Origin of the sequence: Streptomyces sp. NPDC048171, assembly GCF_043202655.1 — a bacterium.
Taxonomy (GTDB): Bacteria; Actinomycetota; Actinomycetes; order Streptomycetales; family Streptomycetaceae; genus Streptomyces.
The window spans coordinates 157679-179028 of the sequence record NZ_JBIDAU010000005.1 but is presented as its reverse complement, the minus strand read 5'-3'; the positions used below and the strand labels follow the sequence as shown (position 1 = coordinate 179028).

General features: G+C 69.3%; 15 protein-coding genes. 3 read left to right on the top strand and 12 right to left on the bottom strand.

The annotated features are described in order from the left end of the window. Positions 1-57: 57 nt before the first annotated feature. The 7 genes from trxA to ACGF3J_RS15360 all read right to left on the bottom strand — a co-directional run bounded on the left by trxA (position 58) and on the right by ACGF3J_RS15360 (position 9987). Positions 58-390, bottom strand: coding sequence for a thioredoxin (trxA, locus tag ACGF3J_RS15390; protein ID WP_063482508.1), 333 nt, complete (start codon positions 388-390; stop codon positions 58-60). Between the two features lie 37 nt (positions 391-427). Then, positions 428-1396: a thioredoxin-disulfide reductase gene (gene trxB / locus ACGF3J_RS15385; protein ID WP_161330540.1), complete on the bottom strand. Its 969-nt coding sequence runs from the start codon at positions 1394-1396 to the stop codon at positions 428-430. 160 nt (positions 1397-1556) lie between these two features. After that, entirely contained in the window at positions 1557-2474 is a 918-nt protein-coding gene (locus ACGF3J_RS15380) for a hypothetical protein (RefSeq protein WP_161330539.1), read from the bottom strand. Beyond that, on the bottom strand, positions 2471-3205 hold the full coding sequence (gene sigM / locus ACGF3J_RS15375; protein WP_346346205.1) for an RNA polymerase sigma factor SigM: 735 nt from the start codon (positions 3203-3205) through the stop codon (positions 2471-2473). The genes ACGF3J_RS15380 and sigM overlap by 4 nt, the downstream gene beginning before the upstream one ends. 35 nt (positions 3206-3240) lie before the next feature. Beyond that, the gene (locus ACGF3J_RS15370) at positions 3241-4938 is read right to left on the bottom strand and encodes a protein kinase family protein (RefSeq protein ID WP_161330538.1); all 1698 of its coding nucleotides are present in this window, start codon (positions 4936-4938) and stop codon (positions 3241-3243) included. Positions 4939-5077: 139 nt separating this feature from the next. Then, entirely contained in the window at positions 5078-7546 is a 2469-nt protein-coding gene (murJ, locus tag ACGF3J_RS15365; protein WP_161330537.1) for a murein biosynthesis integral membrane protein MurJ, read from the bottom strand. A 44-nt stretch (positions 7547-7590) separates the two neighbouring features. Next, positions 7591-9987: a DUF6049 family protein gene (locus ACGF3J_RS15360; RefSeq protein ID WP_161330536.1), complete on the bottom strand. Its 2397-nt coding sequence runs from the start codon at positions 9985-9987 to the stop codon at positions 7591-7593. 225 nt (positions 9988-10212) lie between these two features. On the opposite strand from ACGF3J_RS15360, the gene ACGF3J_RS15355 reads away from it, so the two are divergent. Then, positions 10213-11664 carry a CCA tRNA nucleotidyltransferase gene (locus ACGF3J_RS15355; RefSeq protein WP_161330535.1) on the top strand — a complete coding sequence of 484 codons (1452 nt, stop codon included), beginning with the start codon at positions 10213-10215 and terminating at the stop codon, positions 11662-11664. A 138-nt stretch (positions 11665-11802) separates the two neighbouring features. On the opposite strand, the gene ACGF3J_RS15350 is transcribed toward ACGF3J_RS15355, so the two are convergent. The 4 genes from ACGF3J_RS15350 to ACGF3J_RS15335 form a co-directional block, all read right to left on the bottom strand. Then, a complete protein-coding gene (locus ACGF3J_RS15350) occupies positions 11803-12312 on the bottom strand; it encodes a hypothetical protein (protein WP_346346142.1) in 510 nt (169 codons plus the stop codon). A gap of 123 nt (positions 12313-12435) precedes the next feature. Continuing rightward, the gene (locus ACGF3J_RS15345; RefSeq protein ID WP_161329446.1) at positions 12436-13698 is read right to left on the bottom strand and encodes an MFS transporter; all 1263 of its coding nucleotides are present in this window, start codon (positions 13696-13698) and stop codon (positions 12436-12438) included. Between the two features lie 78 nt (positions 13699-13776). Further along, a complete protein-coding gene (locus ACGF3J_RS15340) occupies positions 13777-14859 on the bottom strand; it encodes an inositol-3-phosphate synthase (protein WP_125491303.1) in 1083 nt (360 codons plus the stop codon). 44 nt (positions 14860-14903) lie between these two features. Then, entirely contained in the window at positions 14904-15581 is a 678-nt protein-coding gene (locus ACGF3J_RS15335; RefSeq protein ID WP_161329447.1) for a PadR family transcriptional regulator, read from the bottom strand. Positions 15582-16205: 624 nt separating this feature from the next. Here ACGF3J_RS15335 and ACGF3J_RS15330 point away from each other — a divergent pair. Further along, the gene (locus ACGF3J_RS15330; RefSeq protein WP_393854202.1) at positions 16206-18569 is read left to right on the top strand and encodes a transglycosylase domain-containing protein; all 2364 of its coding nucleotides are present in this window, start codon (positions 16206-16208) and stop codon (positions 18567-18569) included. 130 nt (positions 18570-18699) lie between these two features. Next, complete coding sequence (locus ACGF3J_RS15325) at positions 18700-20208, top strand: glycosyltransferase family 87 protein (RefSeq protein WP_161329449.1); 1509 nt, start codon at positions 18700-18702, stop codon at positions 20206-20208. Positions 20209-20289: 81 nt separating this feature from the next. Here the strand turns inward: ACGF3J_RS15325 and ACGF3J_RS15320 are convergent, their stop codons facing one another. Beyond that, on the bottom strand, positions 20290-21321 hold the full coding sequence (locus ACGF3J_RS15320; RefSeq protein WP_064728797.1) for an alanine racemase: 1032 nt from the start codon (positions 21319-21321) through the stop codon (positions 20290-20292). Between the last annotated feature and the right edge of the window lie 29 nt (positions 21322-21350).

The following is a 21350-nucleotide window of genomic DNA, read 5'->3' as shown; positions in this document are numbered from 1 at the left end:
CCGCAAACGAAGGGGCCGACCCATCCGGGTCGGCCCCTTCGTGTTTCACGTGAAACGTCAGTCGGCGATGAAGTCCTCGAGGTCGCGAACGATCGCGGCCTTCGGCTTGGCGCCGACGATGGTCTTGGCCACCTCGCCACCCTGGTAGACGTTCAGGGTCGGGATGGACATGACGCCGTACTTGGCGGCCGTACCCGGGTTCTCGTCGATGTTCAGCTTGACGATCTCGATCTTGTCGCCGTACTCGGCGGCGATCGCCTCCAGAGACGGCGCGATCTGGCGGCAGGGACCGCACCAGGCGGCCCAGAAGTCCACCAGGACGGGCTTGTCGCTCTTGAGGACGTCCTGCTCGAAGGAGTCGTCGGTCACTTGCTTCAGGGTGCCGGCCACGGCGGGCTCCTTAAATGGTTGGTACGGGGGATGGGGGTCAGACAGCGGTCTTCTCGGGCTCCGCCTTGTCCTCGTCGCTGAGCGCGGCGAGGAAGCGCTCGGCGTCGAGAGCGGCGGAGCAGCCGGTGCCGGCCGCGGTGATCGCCTGGCGGTAGGTGTGGTCGACCACGTCACCGGCGCCGAAGACACCGGTCAGGTTGGTCCGCGTCGACGGAGCCTCGACCTTGAGGTAGCCCTCCGCGTCCAGGTCGAGCTGGCCCTTGAAGAGCTCGGTCCGCGGGTCGTGCCCGATCGCGATGAACAGGCCCGTCACCGGCAGGTCCGAGAGTTCGCCGGTCTTCACATTGCGCAGCTTCAGGCCGGACAGCTTCTGGTCGCCCTGGACCTCCGCGATCTCGCTGTCCCAGACGAACGTGATCTTCGGGTCAGCGAAGGCGCGCTCCTGCATCGCCTTGGAGGCGCGCAGCGTGTCCCGGCGGTGGACGATCGTCACGGACTTGGCGAAGCGGGAGAGGAACGTGGCCTCCTCCATCGCGGTGTCACCACCGCCGATCACCGCGATGTCCTGGTCCTTGAAGAAGAATCCGTCACAGGTCGCGCACCAGGAGACGCCGCGTCCGGAGAGGGCGTCCTCGTTCGGCAGGCCGAGCTTGCGGTGCTGCGAGCCGGTGGTGATGATGACGGCCTTGGCCCGGTGCACCGTGCCCGCGGTGTCGGTGACGGTCTTGATCTCGCCGGACAGGTCCACGGCGACGACATCGTCCGGGATCAGCTCGGCGCCGAAGCGCTCGGCCTGGGCGCGCATGTTGTCCATGAGCTCAGGGCCCATGATGCCGTCCTGGAAGCCGGGGAAGTTCTCCACCTCGGTGGTGTTCATCAGTGCTCCGCCCGCGGTGACGGCTCCTTCGAACACCAGCGGCTTCAGCGAAGCGCGCGCGGTGTACAGGGCCGCCGTGTAGCCGGCGGGCCCGGAGCCGATGATGATCACGTTTCGGACGTCGCTCACGGCTGCATTCCTCGTCTCTGGACTAGCTTCTTCGGGGCCGGGTGAAGCTGCACTCGGAACTCTCACCCCACCTAACGGATCCTACGGGGCGCGCATTCCCGCCGTGCCCGGGCACACGGGAACGGCTCCGGGCGCGGGACGGGATGGAAGAACCTGATCGCTACGAGCGTGCGTAGGAGTGCTTCAGGAGGATCTCGGCCTTGCTGACGGCGGGCTCCCGCACGCACGACGAGTCGACGATGTAAGCGGTGACCCGCGAGTCGTTGGAAGCGTCGGGCAGGACCACGAGCAGGACGTCCTTGCCCTGGTAGACGCCCTTCTCCGTGGCGATCACCGCATCGTCGCGGCCGATGCCCTTCTCGACGCACTCCGGGATCGTCGGCTGCTTGAAGACATGGTTCTCTGCACCGGTCTCGTTGCCGTTCTCGGACTCCGTGCCGAAGGTGCGGGGGGTACGCGGTCCGCTCTCGTTGCCCTGCCCCTCCACGAGGAGGCCGGTGACCTTGTCCTGGAGCTTGCCCTCGGAGAAGGTGTCCGCCGGTGCCGACTGCTGTCCGTGGGCAGTGTCGTCCGACGGGCTCCCGCCGGTCAGGGAGGACACGACGACCGAACCGAGGCCGATGGCGGCTGCGGCGGCCACGGCGCCGAGTACGGCGATCCTGCGCCTGCCACCACGCCGGCGGTCCTTGCGTCCCGGGCCGGTGGAGGAGGGACGGGCATGCCCGGCGGGACGGTCGGCTGCCGCCGATGCCGAGGGTGATGCCGATGTTTCACGTGAAACACGCGCGCTGTCGTCGCTGGACGCGGCTTCCCCTGCGGGGGCCTTTAGCGACGCCTCGGCCGCCAGGGCGGCGTCGATGCGCTCGGCCACGTCGTCCGGCATCCGTTCCGGCTCCGGCAGGGCGCCGAGCAGTCCCTGGATCTCCTCCAGCGAGGCATAGACGTCCGCGCAGGGGTCGCACTCCTCCAGATGCCGCCGTATGTCGGTCGTCCGGGCGGTCGGGAGGAGGCCCTCGGCGAGGTCGGCGATCTCGGCGACGTCCGGGTGCCCGGCCCTGTCTGTCGTCGACGACGTCACGCTCGTCCACCTCCGCCCTTCACTGCGGCTGAATCGCTCGGCCCGATCTCCGGCGGACCCGCACGGTGCGGTCCCGCTGCCGGTGGGACGGATGTCCCCGGCGTCCGGTTCCGCTCGGCTCCCGACTTCCTGTCCTCGCCGCTCCCGCCACTGCCCTCCGGGCGTAGATGGGAGAGCTGCGGCAGGAGTCTGGCTCTGCCCCGGGCGCACCTGCTCTTGATCGTGCCGGTCGGCACGTCGAGGATCCGGGCGGCCTCGGCGACGGGGTAACCCTGCATGTCCACCAGGACGAGGGCCGCCCGCTGGTCGGCCGGCAGGGTGCCCAGGGCCTTCAGCAGCTGGCGGTGCAGGTCGTTGCGTTCGGCGGGGGCGGAGGCCGACTCGTGCGGCTCCAGCAGCTGCTCCAGGCGCTCGGTGTCGTCGACCGGAGCGGTCTTCCGGGAAGCGGCCTTGCGTGCCCGGTCCAGACAGGCGTTCACGGTGATCCGGTGCAGCCACGTCGTGACGGCCGCCTGTCCGCGGAAGGTGTGGGCGGCCCGGTAGGCGGAGACGAGCGCGTCCTGAACGGCGTCAGCCGCCTCCTCCCGGTCCCCCAGCGTCCGCAGAGCCACGGCCCAGAGCCGGTCGCGGTGACGGCGCACGAGCTCACCGAAGGCGTCGGGATGGCCGTCGACATGGCTGGCCAAGAGGTCCTGATCGCTCATGTCGCCGAGCGAAGGCTCTTCCTGCACGACTCCCCTCCCTCCGCGGGCGACTCACGAACGCGTCAGCTGGTCACCTTGACGTCCACTACTCTCCCGCGGAAATTGCCGTCGTCGGTTGGCGGCAACTGGGTCAGCCAGACCAGCAGGTAGCGCGCCTGGAGTGGCTCTCCGGGCTTGAGCGTCACCGTGGTGCCGGTGCCCTCAGCGGCCTTCGTGTACCCGTCGATGCTCTGCGGCTCGGTGGTGTCCGTTCCGGCGGACCGCAGCTCGACGGAGGTGTTTCCGACGAACGATACGGTCACCTCGCCCACCTGCTGGACCTTCCCGAGGTCGAGGACGACACCGAGCCCCGACTTCAGGCGCCCGAAGTCGGCGCTCTTGTAGTAGTCGGTCTGCCAGTAGGTACCGGGAGCGCCGTCGTAGACATTGCCGATGTCCGACGGTTTCTCGGAGCCGTCACCGAGGGGGTCGAAGTCGCGCGCGCCCGTGATGGCGACGGGCTGCCCGCCGGCGGCCGGCTTCTTCGGGCTCTTGTCGTCGTCGCCGTCCGTCGTCTGCGTCTGGTTCTGGTCGTCGGACTTGCCGCCGCGCTCCATGAGCGCGTCCGCCAGCTGCCAGCTGCCCAGGCCGAGGGCGGCGATCAGCAGAGCGGAGACGCTCCACTTCAGTGCCTTGCCGGTACGGCTCTGCAGCGGGGGCGGCGGCGCCTGCACCTCCTGGGTGGCGCCGGGACGCGGTGCCGGACGGCCGTACGCGCCCTGCTGGTAGGCGGTGCGCTGGTAGTCGGGCGGTGCGGTGTACGACGGCTCCGGCGGGCGGATGCGGGGCATCTCGCCGATCGCCTTCACCAGCTCCTCCGGCGTGGTGCACGGGGCCTCGTGCCGGGAAGCGGTCGCGCCGTCGTTGGCGAGCGCCCGCATGGCCAGTTCGGACAGACCGCGGTGGACACCCGCGCGGACCTGGTCCGGCGGGATCAGCCCGATGTCCTTGGGCAGACCGGCCAGACCGTGGGCGTCGCTCTCGTACGGCCAGCGCTGGGTGAGCGTGGCGTACAGCAGGGCGCCGATGGCCTCCGTGTCGGTGCGCTGGGGGGACGCTGAACTGATGCCGCGCAGTGCGGCGTTGACGGCGAGTCCGCGGATCCGCCACTGGCCCGACGATGTACGCAGCACCGCGTTGGGGCTCAGCCGCAGATGCGCGAGACCCTCACGGTGGGCGGCCGCCATGGCGGAGGACACCTGACTGACCATCTGGTAGGCGTCGTACACCTCCAGCGGGCCCGAGGCGAGGAGCGCGGTCAGCTCCGTGGCGTCGGGGAGCCATTCGTGGACGACGTAGACGAGGTCGTTGTCCTCGACGGCGTCCAGCACCTGGACGAATCGGGGGTCGCCGAGCAGCGCGGAGGAACGTGCCGCGGCCAGCACGGAGCGGGCCCGCGTGTGGTCGGTCGGCAGGATGTGGACTCCGACGGCGCGGCGGAGCTTCTCGTCGACGGCGCGCCAACTGCTGAAGCCGTCCAGACGGGTGACGCACTCCTCGAGGCGGTACCGTCTGGCGAGCTTGTGTCCGCTGTGCAGTTCGGGAGGCGAGGCCTTGCCGGTTTCCTCGCTCGTGGGGGTCCCCTGTGCCTCGTCGCTGTCCGTGTCCCGCTCCCGGTTGTTGGCCACCCCGTCGGCCGTGGACTGGTCCGCCTGTGCGGTCAGCGGCTCATCACCGCTGTTGTCTGCCACGTCGACGGCAGCTGTGCTCCGTTCCGCCACCGTCGTTCCTGCCTCCCCATTCGATGCGCGTCGGCCGACTCCCGATGTGCGCGTCCGACGCCGAACCCAATTGTGCCCACAGTCCGGCGCTATGCACGACACACGGCGGCGGACGATGGTTGTGCGCCTACCCCGGGTCTCAGCGTCCCAGGCGTCCGCGCACCATGCCGACCAGAGAGTTGACCTCCTCGATGCGCATCCGGCGGGCAGCGACGAAGAAGACACCGAACAGCAGCAGCCCGCCGGCCAGCAGCGCGGCGAACGATCCCACGACACCCTGACCGAGCGACTTGGTGATGGCGTAGCAGGCCGCGCCACTGAGCAGGACGGCCGGGACGGACGCGATGCACAGCCGGGCGTACGTCCGCAGCACCCGGGCGCCGTCAAGGTCGCCGCCGAGCCGCTTGCGCAGCCTGCGCCAGGCGATGCCCACGCCGATCACGTAGGCCAGGCCGTAGGAGGCAGCCATGCCGACCACGGCCCAGCGGGCCGGCAGCAGGAGGAAACAGAGTCCCGAGGCGGCGGCGTTGACCACGGCCACGATGACCGTGTTGTAGAAGGGCGTCCGGGTGTCCTCGTAGGCGTAGAAGGCGCGCAGGACGACGTACTGGACGGAGTACGGGATGAGGCCGAGGCCGAAGGCCATCAGCATGTAACCCATGTTGGTGGCCGCGCCGGTGCCCGAGGAGCCGAAGATCAGGGTGCACATCGGCACGCCCAGGGCCAGGAAACCGAAGGAGACCGGCACGATGGCCACGGCCGTCGTGCGCAGGCCCTGGGAGATGTCGTCGCGCACCGCGCCGCCGTCCTCCTCGGACGCCGAGCGGGAGATGCGGGGCAGCAGGGCGGCCATCAGGGAGACGGTGATGATCGCCTGCGGCAGACCCCAGATGAGCTGGGCGTTGGCGTAGGCGCTGAAACCGGTGCCGGGGATGTCCGTGTCCGTGACCGACGCCGTGGCCAGCTGGGTGACGACGAGGGCGCCCGCCTGGTTGGCGAGGACGAACAGGATCGTCCACTTGGCGAGCATCGCGGCCTTGCCCAGGCCGTGACCCTTCCAGTCGAACCGGAGCCGGAGCCGGAACCCGGTCTCGCGCAGATACGGGATCATCGCCAGGGCCTGGACCACGAGGCCGAGGAGAACGCCGACGCCGAGCAGTCGCTCGCCCTCCGGCGGGATGTTCTCCACCGTCATCCCGGAGTTCCCCGCGGTGCCGTAGACCCAGATGAACGTGCCGAGCGTGACGATGATGACGATGTTGTTCAGGACCGGAGTCCACATCATCGCGCCGAACCTGCCGCGCGCGTTGAGGATCTGTCCCATCACCACATGGACGCCCATGAAGAAGATGGACGGCAGGAAGTAGCGGGTGAAGGTGACGGCGGTCTCGTTGGCCGCGGGGTTCGTGGCGACCGGGTTCGAGAGCGCTCGCACCAGCAGCGGCGCGGCGAGCATCGCGAGCGCGGTTAGCACGCCGAGCGCCACCATGACGAGGGTCAGCAGGCGGTTGGCGTATGCCTCGCCACCGTCGTCGTCCTCCTTCATGGCACGGACGAGCTGCGGCACGAACACCGAGTTGAGGCCGCCACCGACGGTCAGGATGTAGATCATCGTCGGTAGCTGGTAGGCGATCTGGAAGGACTCGCCCAGCAGGGCGAGCCCCAGCGCCGAAACGATCATCGCCGATCGGATGAATCCCGTCAGCCGCGACACCATCGTGCCCGCGGCCATCACGGCGCTCGACTTCAGCAGGCCACCCGCGCGCCCGCCCTTCTTGGCCGCGCCGGCCGGAGCGGCCGCGGGAGCCGGCTCGGGCTCCACGAGAGGGGCCTCGGCAGCTTCCGGGGTCGGGGCGACCGCGTACTGGCCGGGAGCGGGGGGCGCGTGCTGCTCATGCCCCGGTGCCGGGCCGCCGTACTGGCCGGGCGCCGGAGGGTTGCCGTAGGGGGCGGGCCCTTGCGGGGCACCGTACTGGGCCGGTCCCTGCGGGCCGCCGTACTGAGCGGGGCCCCCGGGGGCGCCGTACTGAGCGGGTCCCTGGGGGCCGCCGTACTGGGCCGGTCCCTGGGGAGCGCCGTACGGCCCCGGTGCCTGGGCGGGCGCGGGTACGCCGCCGTGGTCGTCGTACGAGGGGTGGCCGCCGCCCTGCTGCTGGTCGCGGAAGAGGTGCGCGAAGGCGTCCGGCTCGTGGCGCTGGTCACCGGCCTGGGTGACCAGGTCGTCCACGCCGACGAACTGGGTGGTCCGCGGGTCGTCGCCGTACGGCAGGTACTGCGTCGGGCCCTCCGGTTCGGGGGCCGGGGTCTGCCCCCAGACGCGCGGGTCGGGGGCGTGCGGCGACTGGGCGGGCTGGGAGTACAGCGGCTGCTGCGGCGGGTACGCGGCCGGAGGCGGCGGGGGGTGCGCGGCCCGGTCGTAGAGCGCCTCGGAGACCGGGTCCTGGGCGGAGAGGTCCTGTGCCCGGTAGGGGTCCTGGTCGTAGGCGTCCTGGAGGTACGTGTCCGCGGGCGGCTGCGGCGGCGTCTGACGGGGGTCCTGCGGTGGGCCCTCGGGGTGGCCCGAGCCGTCCGCGGACCGACCGCGGTCACCGTCGTACGGCGCGTTCATCGCTACCCCACCTCATCGTCCCGGGCCGACCGGCCACGACATCCTCAACGGTCCACTCTCTCACCCGTGCCGGACGGGTCCGTGCTTTCCGTTGCGGTGTTTGGTGTCGGGTCACTCGGCTGCTCGGGGTCGCCTGCCCGGGCCGTTGCCTCGGACTCCTTCTTGAGACGCCCCTCGGCGCCGTCCGGGTTCTCCGGTCCGTCCTCGGGGTCCTCCGACGTCTCCGACCCGTCGGCCCCGCCCTTCTCGGCGTCCCGGGCCGCGGCGCGCTTGCGCTGCGTGTACATCCGGAAACCGGCCAGGACGAGCAGCAGGACACCGCCGCCGATGACGAGCATCACGGTGGCCGTGATCTCGGTGACCTTCACGTCGAAGGTGACGGGCTCGCCGTACTTGCGTCCGTCCATCGTGTACAGCTGGGCGATCACCGTCGCCCGGCCGTTGGCATTGGCGGACGTGGTGAACTTCACCGACTGGCTGTGGCCGCCGGAGACCTGGATCGGCTGCTCCTGGTACCGGTCGCCGTCGATCTCCAGGCGCGTCGGGTTGGTCGAGGTGAGCCGCAGGACCAGGGGCCCGACGTCCTGCACGAGATTGTTCTGCACCGTCACGGGGATGGTGGCGCTGCGTCCGGAGAGCTTGGTCTCGGACTTGTCGATCAGTCTGACCCGGCCGGTGAGCCCGTTGAGGTAACCCTTCACGCCGTCGCGGAACGACTCCGCCTCGGTGGCCCGGCCCCGCCAGGACACGGACATCTCCCGGTTGAGGGCGCGTCCGAAGGGGGTCACCACGCGGGACGGGTTCGACAGGACGACCTGGAAGTTGTCGAGCGTGCCCTGGGTCCGGGCGATCTCCTCGAACGCCGACCGCGGCAGCTCGTTCTTGCGGAGTTCCGAGGGGTACGACGAGGATCCCGGGATCTTCGTGGTGGCGTCCGGGTCCGGCTTGGCCGCGGCGGCGGCGCCCAGTTTCTGGGAGTCGGACCAGGTGCTCCCCTGCAGGGCGCGCAGCGCCTCGGCCATCGCGCGTGCCTGGCTCCCGGACGGCATGCGCTGCGGTGCGATGACCACGCTGCGCTGCTTTCCGGTCTGGAGGCCCAGGCCCAGGCTCTGGGCGAGGAACCGCTGCACCGCCAGCGTGGACGAGGACGCCTTCGTCAGGTCGCCCTCGAACGCCGTGGACAGCCGTGCGTCCGCGACGACGGCCGTGGTGCCGCCGCCGACGGGCCGGGCGGCGGAGGGCGTGTACGACAGACCGTTGCTCTCCTGGAGGCTGTCGCTGCGGGCGATCACCTTGTCGGCGCCGGCGGAGGTCGCGACCTTGACGATCGACCGGTCGACGGCGCCGTCCACGGGCCAGGCGAACTCGGTGCTCGGCTTCACGTGGAGGATCGTCCCGACCGTGTCCTCGATGACGTCCGTGGCGCTCTTCAGCTGGCTCAGCGAGCCGGTGACGTTCGTGCCGTTGTGGGCCAGGGACGCCAGGTCGGGGTCGGCGAAGGGGAGGGCGACGACCTCCTTGTCGGCCACCGCGTCCTGCAGGTCCGCGAGCCACTGCTTGGCGACGTCCTGATGGGTTCCGGCGACGGTGTTCTCGCCGTCCCGGACGCGGTAGCTGCCGGTCATCGCGTCGACGGAGGCCAGCAGGTCCGGGTCGACCACCCAGGTGACGTCGAGATCCTTGCCCAGCGCGAGCATCTGGTTCAGCCGGCCGCCGGGGGAGATCTCCTTGGCCAGGTCGTCATTGAGGAGGACCGGCGTCTGCTCCTCGTTCGGCCCCGTCTCGGCGGCCATGTGCGTGGTGGAGATCAGCGGCCACAGGGCCGTGGTCTTCGTCTTGGTGTCGGCCCCGCCGGGCTGCCACGGCAGGAAGGTCCGCTGGATGCCGAGGATCTGCTCCCACGGCTGCGCGGAGGTCTGACCGGAGAGCGAGACGGCGAATTCGTAGACGCCGTCCTCGCCGAGGTTCAGGTCGTCGGCGGGCACGGAGATGTTGAAGTGCTCGGCCACGCCCGGGACCAGCTTGGAGAACTTCTCGGTGTACTTGTTCTCGATCTCCGGGGCGATGGACCCCTGGAGGTCGTCGCTGTCCTTGGCGATCGAGTCGACGGACGAGCGGGTGTCCACCTCGGGGCCCACACGCAGGCCCACGTGGGCGTCGGTGACGGCCTGCTTGCCGTTGTTGGTGACGGTGCCGGACACGGTCACCGTGTCCCCGTCCGTGGGCGCCGATGGGGTGAGCGAGTCGACGGCGACGGCCACCGGGCCCGAATCGGCGTCGGCCCGGGCGGGCGGCTTGCCGTCGGCGTGTGCCGTGCCGGCGGCGGGCAGCTGGACCAGGCCGGCCAGCAGCGGCGCCCCGGCGAGCAGTGCCGCGGTGCGCCGGATCCACCGGCGGGCAGGTGAGGGACTGGTCCCCTGGAAGTCTGCCGCCTCGGCCACGCGCTCGCCCGTCCCTCGTCGTGATCAGTGGTCGTCGGAATGTGCGTCCACGCATGGTAACGATGTGCGCTGAGTGGAAGTGCCGCGGCGTACGCCACAAGATCGCCCGCGGGGGCGGGCCGCCCCGTATGTGCGCCTATAGAGGGAGCAGGGGCGAACTGGGGGTTTCGGGCCGCGATCAATGAAGGCGCCTGGCTCCGCCCGGGCCACGTACCCTGTTCTGTTGTGCCGAACGTCAACGAAGTCAGCCCCAGCGCCCTGAGCCCGGAGCCGTCCCCCGCGGTGCGCGAACCGCTGCGGGTCGCCCCCGTCGCCGACGATCTTGCTCGCCGTTTCCAGGAGGCCGGGTTCTCTCTCGCCCTGGTCGGTGGCTCGGTGCGGGACGCGTTGCTCGGCCGGCTCGGCAACGATCTGGACTTCACTACGGACGCCCGACCGCAGGACGTACTGAAGATCGTGCGCCCGTGGGCGGACGCCGTCTGGGAGGTCGGGATCGCCTTCGGCACGGTCGGGGCACAGAAGGACGGCTACCAGATCGAGGTGACCACCTACCGCTCCGAGGCGTACGACCGCACCTCGCGCAAGCCCGAGGTGTCGTACGGCGACTCCATCGAGCAGGATCTGGTCCGGCGTGACTTCACGGTGAACGCGATGGCGGTAGCCCTCCCGGAGAAGACGTTCATCGATCCGCACGGTGGGCTCGACGACCTCGCGGCCCGGGTGCTCCGTACTCCTGGCACTCCGGAGGAGTCCTTCTCGGACGATCCCTTGCGGATGATGCGGGCCGCGCGCTTCGCGGCGCAGCTCGACTTCGAGGTGGCCCCCGAGGTGGTGGCCGCCATGAAGGACATGGCAGGCAGGATCGACATCGTCTCCGCCGAGCGGGTCCGGGACGAGCTGAACAAGCTCATCCTCTCCGCACATCCCCGCAAGGGGCTGACCCTTCTGGTGGAGAGCGGCCTCGCCGACCGGGTTCTGCCCGAGCTGCCGGCACTGCGTCTCGAGCGTGACGAGCACCACCGGCACAAGGACGTCTACGACCACACGCTCATCGTCCTGGAGCAGGCGATGGCCCTGGAGACGGAGGGCCCCGACCTGACGCTCCGCCTGGCCGCCCTGCTGCACGACATCGGCAAGCCCCGCACGCGCCGTTTCGAGGGCGACGGCCGGGTCTCGTTCCACCACCACGAGGTGGTCGGAGCGAAGATGACCAAGAAGCGCATGACGGCGCTCAAGTACTCCAACGACCTGGTGAAGGACGTCTCCCGCCTGGTCGAGCTGCACCTGCGCTTCCACGGCTACGGCACGGGCGAGTGGACGGATTCCGCGGTCCGCCGGTACGTCCGCGACGCCGGCCCGCTGCTCGACCGGCTCCACAAGCTGACCCGGTCCGACTGCACGACCCGCAACAAGCGCAAGGCTTCGGCTCTTGCACGCGCGTATGACGGCCTGGAGGACCGGATCGCCCAGCTCCAGGAGCAGGAGGAACTGGACGCGATCCGCCCCGACCTGGACGGCAACCAGATCATGGAGACCCTCGGAGTTCCCCCCGGCCCGGCCGTCGGCCAGGCCTACAAGCACCTGCTGGAACTCCGTCTGGAGAACGGCCCGATGGAACACGACGCGGCGGTGGCCGCGCTCAAGGACTGGTGGGCGCAGCGCGCGGAATCCGCATGAGGAGAGGGCGCTACGTTTCACGTGAAACGTAGCGCCCTCTCCGACGCACTGCCGCTGTGCCGCCGCCGTACTGCTTCGGGGTCATGTTTCACGTGAAACATGACCCCGAAGCAGTAGTCGGGCCTAGCCCTGGGTTTCTCAGGCCTCGCCGAGGCAGAGCAGGAACTCTTCTCCGTCGCCGGTCTCGGCGTAGAAGCCAGTGGCTCCCTCGACCTTCCGGCACTCGGTCTCGGCGCTGATCGAGGTGAAGTGCCCCTTGACCTTCTCGAGGACCTTGCCCTCGGCCTCCGAGGAGGAGCAGTCCACGACCTCCATGCGGTCGGAGGACGACGACGCGGACTTCAGGCAGTCGCCCACGCCTGCCTGGTCGGCGTCGTCACGGCTGGCGATGTACCCGCCCACCGCGACACCCACGACGACCACGGCGATGACAATGTTCTTGATCATCTTGAAGCTCGGCTTGCGCCGGGCCGGCTGCGGCGGGACCGGCGCGTACGGCGCACCCTGCGGGGGGACGCCGGGCTGACCGGGCTGCTGCGGGAAGCCCTGCTGCCCCTGCGCGTAGGGGTTCTGTCCCTGGGGCTGCTGCGGAGCCTGCGGCTGGCCCTGGGCGAACGGGTTGCCCTGCGGCGGCGGCTGAGTGGTCACTGGGGGTCCCCCTGGAAAATAGGCACGTGTCGCGGACATGCCGCGAGATAAGACGCACGTAAGTTATCGGGTCCCACTGACAAGTCCGTACTCCGGTAGGGCTCTGTGTCACTGATGTGACACTTACTGGCTCTCAAAGCGGGCCATAGCCACAGCAACCGCTCCGTAAATCACGGCCACCGTCAACACCAGCGGCACCGACCGGCCGTCCGGCGGCAGCATCAACGCGGCGACCCCGGCGGCTCCGACGAAGGCGACGTTGAACAGCACGTCGTAGACGGAGAAGATCCGGCCGCGGAAGGAGTCGTCGACCGAGAACTGCACGACCGTGTCGGTCGCGATCTTCGCCCCCTGCGTCGTCAGGCCCAGCACGAACGCCGCCGCGAGCAGCGGCACCGTGGCGAACGGCAGGCCGAGGACCGGCACCAGCACCGTGGCCGTGGCCGCGCACACGGCCATCCAGCGGCCCGGCCCCAGCCGCCCCGCCGCCCAGGGAGTGACGACCGCGGCCGCGAAGAAGCCCGCTCCGGAGACACCGAGAGCCAGCCCCAGCAGGGCGAGCCCCTCCTCCGTGTCCGAGGTCAGGGAGTACCGGCACAGCATCAGCAGCATGACCAGCAGGGCGCCGTAGCAGAACCGCATGAGTGTCATGCCCGTGAGCGCCCAGGCCGCCTCCCGGCGAGCGGGTGCGGCGAGGTGGCGCACCCCTGCCACCAGGTCGCGGGCGGTGCCGGCGAGCGCGGAGGCGACCCGCGGCGGGATGCGCCCGGGGTCGGGGCCCAGCAGATCGACGGCGATGCGCAGCGAGGCGAGCGCCCCGCACAGGTACAGGGCCGCGCCGAGCAGCACCACGGCTGCGTCGGAGTCCGCGATCACCAGGCGTACGACGAAGGCCAGGCCACCGCCCGCCGTCGCGGCCAGCGTGCCGGCCGTCGGGGAGAGTGAGTTGGCGATCACCAGGCGCTCGGCGTCGACCACCCGGGGCAGCGAGGCGGACAGCCCCGCGAGAACGAAGCGGTTGACGGCGGTGACGCAGAGCGCGGAGACGTAGAAGAGCCAGTCCGGGACGGAGGCGATCATCAGTAGCGCCGTCACCGAGGCCAGCACGGCGCGCAGCAGATTGCCGTACAGGAAGACCTGGCGGCGGCGCCAGCGGTCCAGCAGGGCGCCGGCGAAGGGGCCCACCAGGGAGTAGGGGAGCAGCAGGACCGCCATCGCGGAGGCGACCGCGGCGGGCGAAGTCTGCTTCTCGGGCGAGAAGACGACGTAGGTGGCGAGCGCGACCTGGTAGACGCCGTCGGCGCCCTGGGAGAGCAGGCGCACGGCGAGCAGGCGCCGAAAGCCCTTCAGGCGCAGCAGGACGCGCAGGTCACGGACGACGGCCATGGGGCACAGCCTCACATACGGGAACGGTCCCCGGGTCACGCGACCCGGGGACCGTCTGCGGAGCTGAGCCCTCGCGCGTCAGCGCTCGACCTCGCCCGCGATGAACTTCTCGACGTTGGCGCGGGCCTCGTCGTCGAAGTACTGGACCGGCGGGGACTTCATGAAGTAGCTCGACGCCGACAGGATCGGGCCGCCGATGCCGCGGTCCTTGGCGATCTTCGCGGCGCGCAGGGCGTCGATGATGACACCCGCGGAGTTCGGGGAGTCCCAGACCTCGAGCTTGTACTCAAGGTTCAGCGGGACGTCGCCGAACGCGCGGCCCTCCAGGCGGACGTAGGCCCACTTGCGGTCGTCCAGCCACGCGACGTAGTCGGACGGGCCGATGTGCACGTTCTTCTCGCCGAGGTCCCGGTCGGGGATCTGCGAGGTGACGGCCTGCGTCTTGGAGATCTTCTTCGACTCGAGGCGGTCGCGCTCGAGCATGTTCTTGAAGTCCATGTTGCCGCCGACGTTCAGCTGCATCGTGCGGTCCAGGACGACGCCCCGGTCCTCGAACAGCTTCGCCATGACGCGGTGCGTGATGGTGGCGCCGACCTGCGACTTGATGTCGTCACCGACGATCGGGACACCGGCCTCGGTGAACTTGTCCGCCCACTCCTTGGTGCCGGCGATGAAGACTGGGAGGGCGTTGACGAAGGCGACCTTGGCGTCGATCGCGCACTGGGCGTAGTACTTCGCCGCGTCCTCGGAACCGACGGGCAGGTAGCAGACCAGGACGTCGACCTGCTTGTCCTTGAGGACCTTGACGATGTCGGCCGGCTCCTCGGCGGACTCCTCGATGGTCTCGCGGTAGTACTTGCCGAGACCATCGAGCGTGTGGCCGCGCTGGACCTGGACGCCGCTGTTCGGCACGTCGCAGATCTTGATGGTGTTGTTCTCGGAGGCGCCGATGGCGTCCGCGAGGTCCAGGCCGACCTTCTTGGCGTCCACGTCGAAGGCGGCGACGAACTCGATGTCACGGACGTGGTAGTCGCCGAACTGGACGTGCATCAGGCCCGGGACCTTGGACTCCGCATCGGCGTCCTTGTAGTACTCGACGCCCTGAACCAGCGATGCGGCGCAGTTGCCCACACCGACGATGGCTACGCGAACCGAACCCATTCCGGTTGCTCCCTGTGTGTACGAGTGAGGCCCTGACTGGGCGCTCACGTGGCGGTGTCGCCGGGCGTGTCCGGCCGGGGGTCGTCCCCCGGCCGGGGCAGGCTGCCCGTCGCTCCAGATGTCGTGTCCTGATGTGCGGTCCCCTCGGCGACGGGACCTCGCAGATCCCGCCCCGCCCGCTCGCTCTCGATGAGCTCGTTCAGCCAGCGCACCTCGCGCTCCACGGACTCCATGCCGTGGCGCTGCAGCTCAAGCGTGTAGTCGTCGAGCCGCTCCCGGGTGCGGGCCAGGGAGGCCCGCATCTTCTCCAGGCGCTCCTCCAGCCGGCTGCGCCGGCCCTCGAGCACGCGCATGCGCACGTCACGCGACGTCTGCCCGAAGAACGCGAAGCGAGCGGCGAACGTCTCGTCGTCGTACGCGTCCGGGCCCGTCTGCGAAAGGAGCTGCTCGAAATGTTCCTTACCGTCGGCCGTCAACCGGTAGACGATCTTGGCGCGACGTCCCGTGAGGGAGGCCGCGGCCTCGCCGATGTTCCCGGGTTCCTCGATCAACCAGCCGTTGGCGACCAGCGTCTTGAGGCAGGGATAGAGCGTCCCGTAGCTGAACGCCCGGAACACACCCAGTGATGTATTGAGCCGTTTACGCAGCTCATAGCCGTGCATGGGGGACTCGCGGAGCAGGCCGAGTACGGCGAACTCGAGGATGCCGGATCGCCGGCTCATCGTCGCTCCTCTCGCCCTTATGCCGCTCTGATGTATCGACTCGATACATCAGCACGATAGAACGAGGTTGCGCGTGCGACAAGAGCGGGCGTGGTGAACGGGATCACATCAGGGTTTCATCGTGAGCAAGTTGCCTGATTTGAGGTGAACTTCGGGACTCGGGGGTTTTGACGGTGCGTAGTCTGTGCGCCATGCAAACCACCGGGAACCGCGTGACGCCCGGGGGCGTCCCTGTCCCTGGTGCAGTACGGGTGAATGCGGGAGGGGCCGCATCCGTACTTCGGGGGGACCGGAAACCAGCCGCCTTTTCCAGGTGCGCAAAGGTGCGCCTGCCCGAGGAGTAGTCGTTCGATGAGCGAGCACCGTCGCAAAGCGCCGCAGCCGCAGGGAGGCGGACGTGCCGCGGCCCGACGCGGTCAGTCCGGCTCGTCCTCCGGCCGCCGTGCGGCGCCGCGAGGCGCCACAGGGTCTCCGTCCGGCTCGTACGGTCCGGAGAGCGAGGAACGTCAGTACGGCAGTCGCGCCGAAGCCCGGCGCGCGGCACAGCGGGGCGGTGGCCGCCGCAGAGCGGCCGAGCCGGGCCGCGGTGGCCGGCGTGCCGCCGCCGTGGCCGGTAAGAAGCGGATGATCGACTATCCGCGCTACGACCGGGACGGGTGGCGCCGCTGGGTGCCCTCCTGGAAGCTCGTCTCCGGGCTGTGCATCGGCTTCTTCGGCACCATGGTGGCCGCCGCGGGCATCGCCTACGCCATGGTGGGCGTCCCTGTCGTCGATGACTCCGCCACGGCGCAGAACAACGTCTACTACTGGGCCGACGGCAGCCGGATGGTCGCCACGGGTGGTGAGCGCAACCGGCAGAGCGTCGACCTCTCCCAGATCCCCAAGGAGATGCGCAACGCGATCATCTCCCAGGAGAACAAGACGTTCTACTCCGACAGCGGCATCGACCCCAAGGGCATCGCCCGCGCCGTGTTCAACATGGCCAAGGGCGGTGACACGCAGGGTGGCTCCACCATCACCCAGCAGTACGTCAAGAACGCGATGCTGAACGACCAGTCGCAGACGATCTCCCGCAAGGTGAAGGAGATCTTCGTCTCGATCAAGGTCGGCACCGATGTGTCCAAGGACGACATCCTCGAGGGCTACCTCAACTCCGCGTACTACGGCCGCGGCGCCTATGGCATCCAGGCCGCCTCACGGGCGTACTTCAACGTGGACGCCGTCGACCTGAACCCCGGACAGTGTGCCTTCCTGTCGGCGGTTCTCAAGGGCGCCACGTACTACGACCCGGCGGGGTCGACCTCGATCGACCCGACGGGTGCAACCCCGAAGGCCAACCAGGATCGCGCCAGGAATCAGATGCAGGACACCCTCGACAAGATGGTGGAGTACGGGCATCTGAGCCAGGCGGACCGGGCGAAGTACACCGATCTCCCCAAGTGGAAGAACCCGGAGTCGAACGCGCAGCTGGGCGGCCAGATCGGCTACCTCGTCAGGCTCGCGAAGTCCTCCGTGATCAAGAACACCGACGTGTCGGAGCAGCAACTGGAGAAGGGTGGCTACTCGATCTACACGACCTTCGACAAGAAGAAGGTCGACGAGCTCGAGAAGGCCGTCCAGAAGGTCTACAAGAAGAACATCGACCCCAAGAAGCGCCCCGAGAAGGACACCCACGTCCAGTTCGGCGGGGCTTCGGTGAACCCCGAGACGGGTGCCATCGAGGCCATCTACGGCGGCGAGGACGCCACCAAGCACTTCACCAACAACGCCGACGTCACCGGCGCCCAGGTCGGTTCGACCTTCAAGCCGTACGTGCTCGCGGCGGCGATGAAGTGGGGCGTGCGTGATCCCGACCTCGGTGAGACGCAGGCCCAGGACGAGCGCACGGTCGTCTCCCCGAAGAGCCTGTACAGCGGCAAGAACAACCTCAAGATCAAGAACTACGACGGGTCGATCTGGCAGAACGAGAAGGGCGAGCAGTGGCGCCAGGAGAACGACGGCAAGGATTCCGTCGGTGAGGCGCCCGACTACAAGATCGACCTTCGTGAGGCCATGCGGGAGTCGGTCAACTCCGCGTTCGTCCAGCTCGGCATGGACGTCGGACTGGACAAGGTCAAGGAGTCCGCGGTCGACGCGGGACTCCTTGAGGACAGCCTGGCGGGAGCGGGTTACCCCTCGTTCTCCATCGGTGTCTCGGACCCGAGTGCCATCCGTATGGCGGGCTCGTACGCCACCTTCGCGGACAGCGGCAAGCAGCGTGATCCGTTCTCGGTCACCAAGGTGACGAACAAGGACGGCACGCTCTTCTCGCACAAGGTGGAGACCAAGCAGGCGTTCACCGCGAAGGTCGCGGACAACGTCACGGACGTCCTCAAGACCGTCGTCGAGGACGGCACGGGCACCAACGCCCAGCTCCAGGGCCGTGAGGTGGCGGGCAAGACCGGTACGACGGACGGCAACAAGTCGGCCTGGTTCGTCGGCTACACCCCGCAACTGTCGACCGCGATCAGCATGTTCCGGTACCCGGACGACGAGACCATCAAGAACCGTTCGTTCCTGGAGATGTACGGAACGGGTGGCGAGGAGAAGATCCACGGTGCGTCCTTCCCGTCCGTGATCTGGCAGGACTACATGGAAGACGCGATGAAGGGCGAGAAGGTCGAGAAGTTCCCGAAGCCCGAGCCCATCGGCGAGGTCATCAACGACGCCCCGTCGCCGACCCCGACTCCCTCGCCCTCCGTGACGGAGGAGAAGCCGAGTCCGTCCCCGACGCCGTCGCCCAGCAAGACGGAGGTCACCCCCTCCCCCACGCCGACCGAGTCCTGCGGTCCCTTCGACTTCAACTGCGACGACGGGAACAACGGCGGCAACGACAACGGCGGCAACGACGCAGGGGGGACAGGGAACAGTCCATCGCCCTCGACATCACCCAGTGAAACGGGCGGCGAAGAGGACGGCGGCGGATTCATCCGGGGCCCGAACGGCTAGCCGCCAAAACGTCCGGCTTGACTGTTTCACGTGAAACACGGGGAACAGTCGCAAGTTTCACGTGAAACAGGGGCCGCCGCATCCATCAGGGTGCGGCGGCCCCCGCGTGTTCCCAGGTGCGTACGGCAGGATGTGCCCCATGCCCAGTGCAGAATCGACGCCAGCCAGCGTGCACGAGCCGGACCCGGTGCGGCCGACCAGGGAGGACACGGTCGCCGCGGCCGGCAGTGAGCTGATCGGCGGTCCCATGGGCCGACGCGCCCTGCTCGGCAGATCCTGGTGGACCCCTGTGCGTGTGATCGCACTCGTGGCGATCGGCATGTTCGCCCTCGGTCTGGTCCAGAAGGCACCCTGCTACAACGGGGCCTGGTTCTTCGGCGCCAGTTCCCAGTACACGCACGCGTGCTACTCGGACATTCCGCACCTCTACCAGGGGCGTGGCTTCGTCGACGGACTCGTGCCGTACTTCGACAAGCTCCCCGGCGACATGGAGTACCTGGAGTACCCCGTGCTGACCGGTGTGTTCATGGAGGTGGCGACCTGGCTCACGCCGGGCAGCGGCACCATCCAGGACCAGGAGCAGTGGTACTGGATGGTCAACGCCGGGATGCTCATGGTGTGCGCGGCCGTCATCGCGGTCTGTGTCACCCGCACGCACACCCGGCGCCCCTGGGACGGGCTGCTGGTCGCCCTGGCGCCCGCCTTCGCGCTGACCGCCACCGTCAACTGGGACCTGCTGGCAGTCGCCCTGACGGCCGCCGCGATGCTGATGTGGTCACGGGAGCGCCCCGTGGCCTTCGGCGTGCTGCTGGGCCTCGCTACGGCCGCCAAGCTCTACCCCTTCCTGATTCTCGGCCCCCTGCTCGTCCTGTGCTGGCGCGCGGGTAGATGGCGGGAGTTCGGAAAGGCCCTGGGCGGCGCGGCCGGCGCCTGGCTCGTGGTCAACCTGCCGGTGATGCTGTTCGCCTTCGACGGCTGGTCGAAGTTCTACACGTTCAGCCAGGAACGCGGCGTGGACTTCGGTTCCTTCTGGCTGATCCTGGTCCAGAACACCGACAGCCCGCCCAGCACCGAGACCGTCAACACCCTCGCCACGCTGCTGATGCTGCTGTGCTGCGGCGCCGTCGCGGCGCTCACACTGACCGCACCCCGGCGTCCGCGCTTCGCCCAGCTCGCCTTCCTGATCGTGGCGGCCTTCATCCTCACCAACAAGGTCTACTCACCGCAGTACGTGCTCTGGCTGGTGCCGCTGGCCGCGCTCGCCCGGCCGAAGTGGCGGGACTTCCTGATCTGGCAGGCGTGCGAGGTGGTCTACTTCCTCGGCATCTGGATGTACCTCGCGTACACGACCAGCGGCGACGCCCACAAGGGTCTGCCCACGGACGGCTACCACTGGGCCATCGCCGTGCACCTGCTGGGAACGCTGTTCCTCTGCGTGATGGTGGTGCGCGACATCCTGATGCCGGACCGGGACCCGGTCCGGCGGACGGGCGACGACGACCCGTCGGGCGGCGTCCTCGACGGTGCGGAGGACGTCTTCGTCCTGGGCCCCGCCGCTCAGACCGATCAGCACACGGCCCGTTTCGAGGGCCCACGGGTGAAGTGGGGCACGCGACGGCCGACCGGCAGTTCGCTCTGAGCGAACGCGTGCGGGACCGTAGATGGAGAAGGGCCGTACACGGAAACCCCGTGTACGGCCCTTTCTCGGCCGACGTGCCGGCTAGCGGTCGAGGATGCGGTCGAACTGCGTGGTGGTGTGCCGCAGATGGGCCACCAGCTCGTCGCCCACCGTGGGCTCCGCCGCGTCCGAGGGCACGAACAGGATCGACACCTGCATGTGCGGCGGCTCCGCGAACCAGCGCTGCTTGCCGCTCCAGACGAACGGCGAGAGATTGCGGTTGACCGTGGCGAGGCCGGCCCGGGCGACGCCCTTGGCACGCGGCATGACGCCGTGCAGCGCCTTCGGAGCCTCCAGGCCCACACCGTGCGACGTACCGCCCGCCACGACCACCAGGAAGCCGTCCGAGGCGGCCTTCTGCTGCCGGTAGCCGAAGCGCTCGCCCTTGGCGACCCGCGTGACGTCCAGGACCGCACCGCGGTACTCGGTCGCCTCGTGATCGCCGAGCCACAGCCGCGTGCCGATCCGGGCGCGGAAGCGGGTCTGCGGGAACTGCTGCTGGAGCCGGGCCAGTTCGTCGGCCTTGAGGTGGCTGACGAACATGGTGTGCAGCGGCAGCCGGGCCGCGCGCAGCCGGTCCATCCAGCCGATGACCTCCTCGACGGCGTCCGAGCCGTCGGTACGGTCGAGCGGCAGGTGGATGGCGAAGCCCTCCAGCCGGACGTTCTCTATGGCGGCGTGCAGCTGGGGCAGGTCCTGCTCGCTGATGCCGTGCCGCTTCATCGAGGACATCACCTCGATGACCACACGGGCGCCGACGAGGCCGTACACGCCGTCGATGGACGACACCGAGCGCACGACGCGGTCGGGCAGCGGAACGGGCTCCTCGCCGCGCCGGTAGGGCGTCAGGACCAGCAGGTCACCACCGAAGAAGTCCTTGATCCGGGCGGCCTCGTAGGTGGTGCCCACGGCCAGTACGTCCGAGCCGAGCCGGGTCGCCTCCTCCGCCAGCCGCTCGTGCCCGAAGCCGTAGCCGTTGCCCTTGCAGACCGGGACCAGCCCGGGGAACTGCTCCTGCACGTGCTTGTGATGCGCCCGCCAGCGCGCGGTGTCGACGTAGAGCGTGAGCGCCATGGCCGGACCTGGAACCTTTCTGGTGGCTG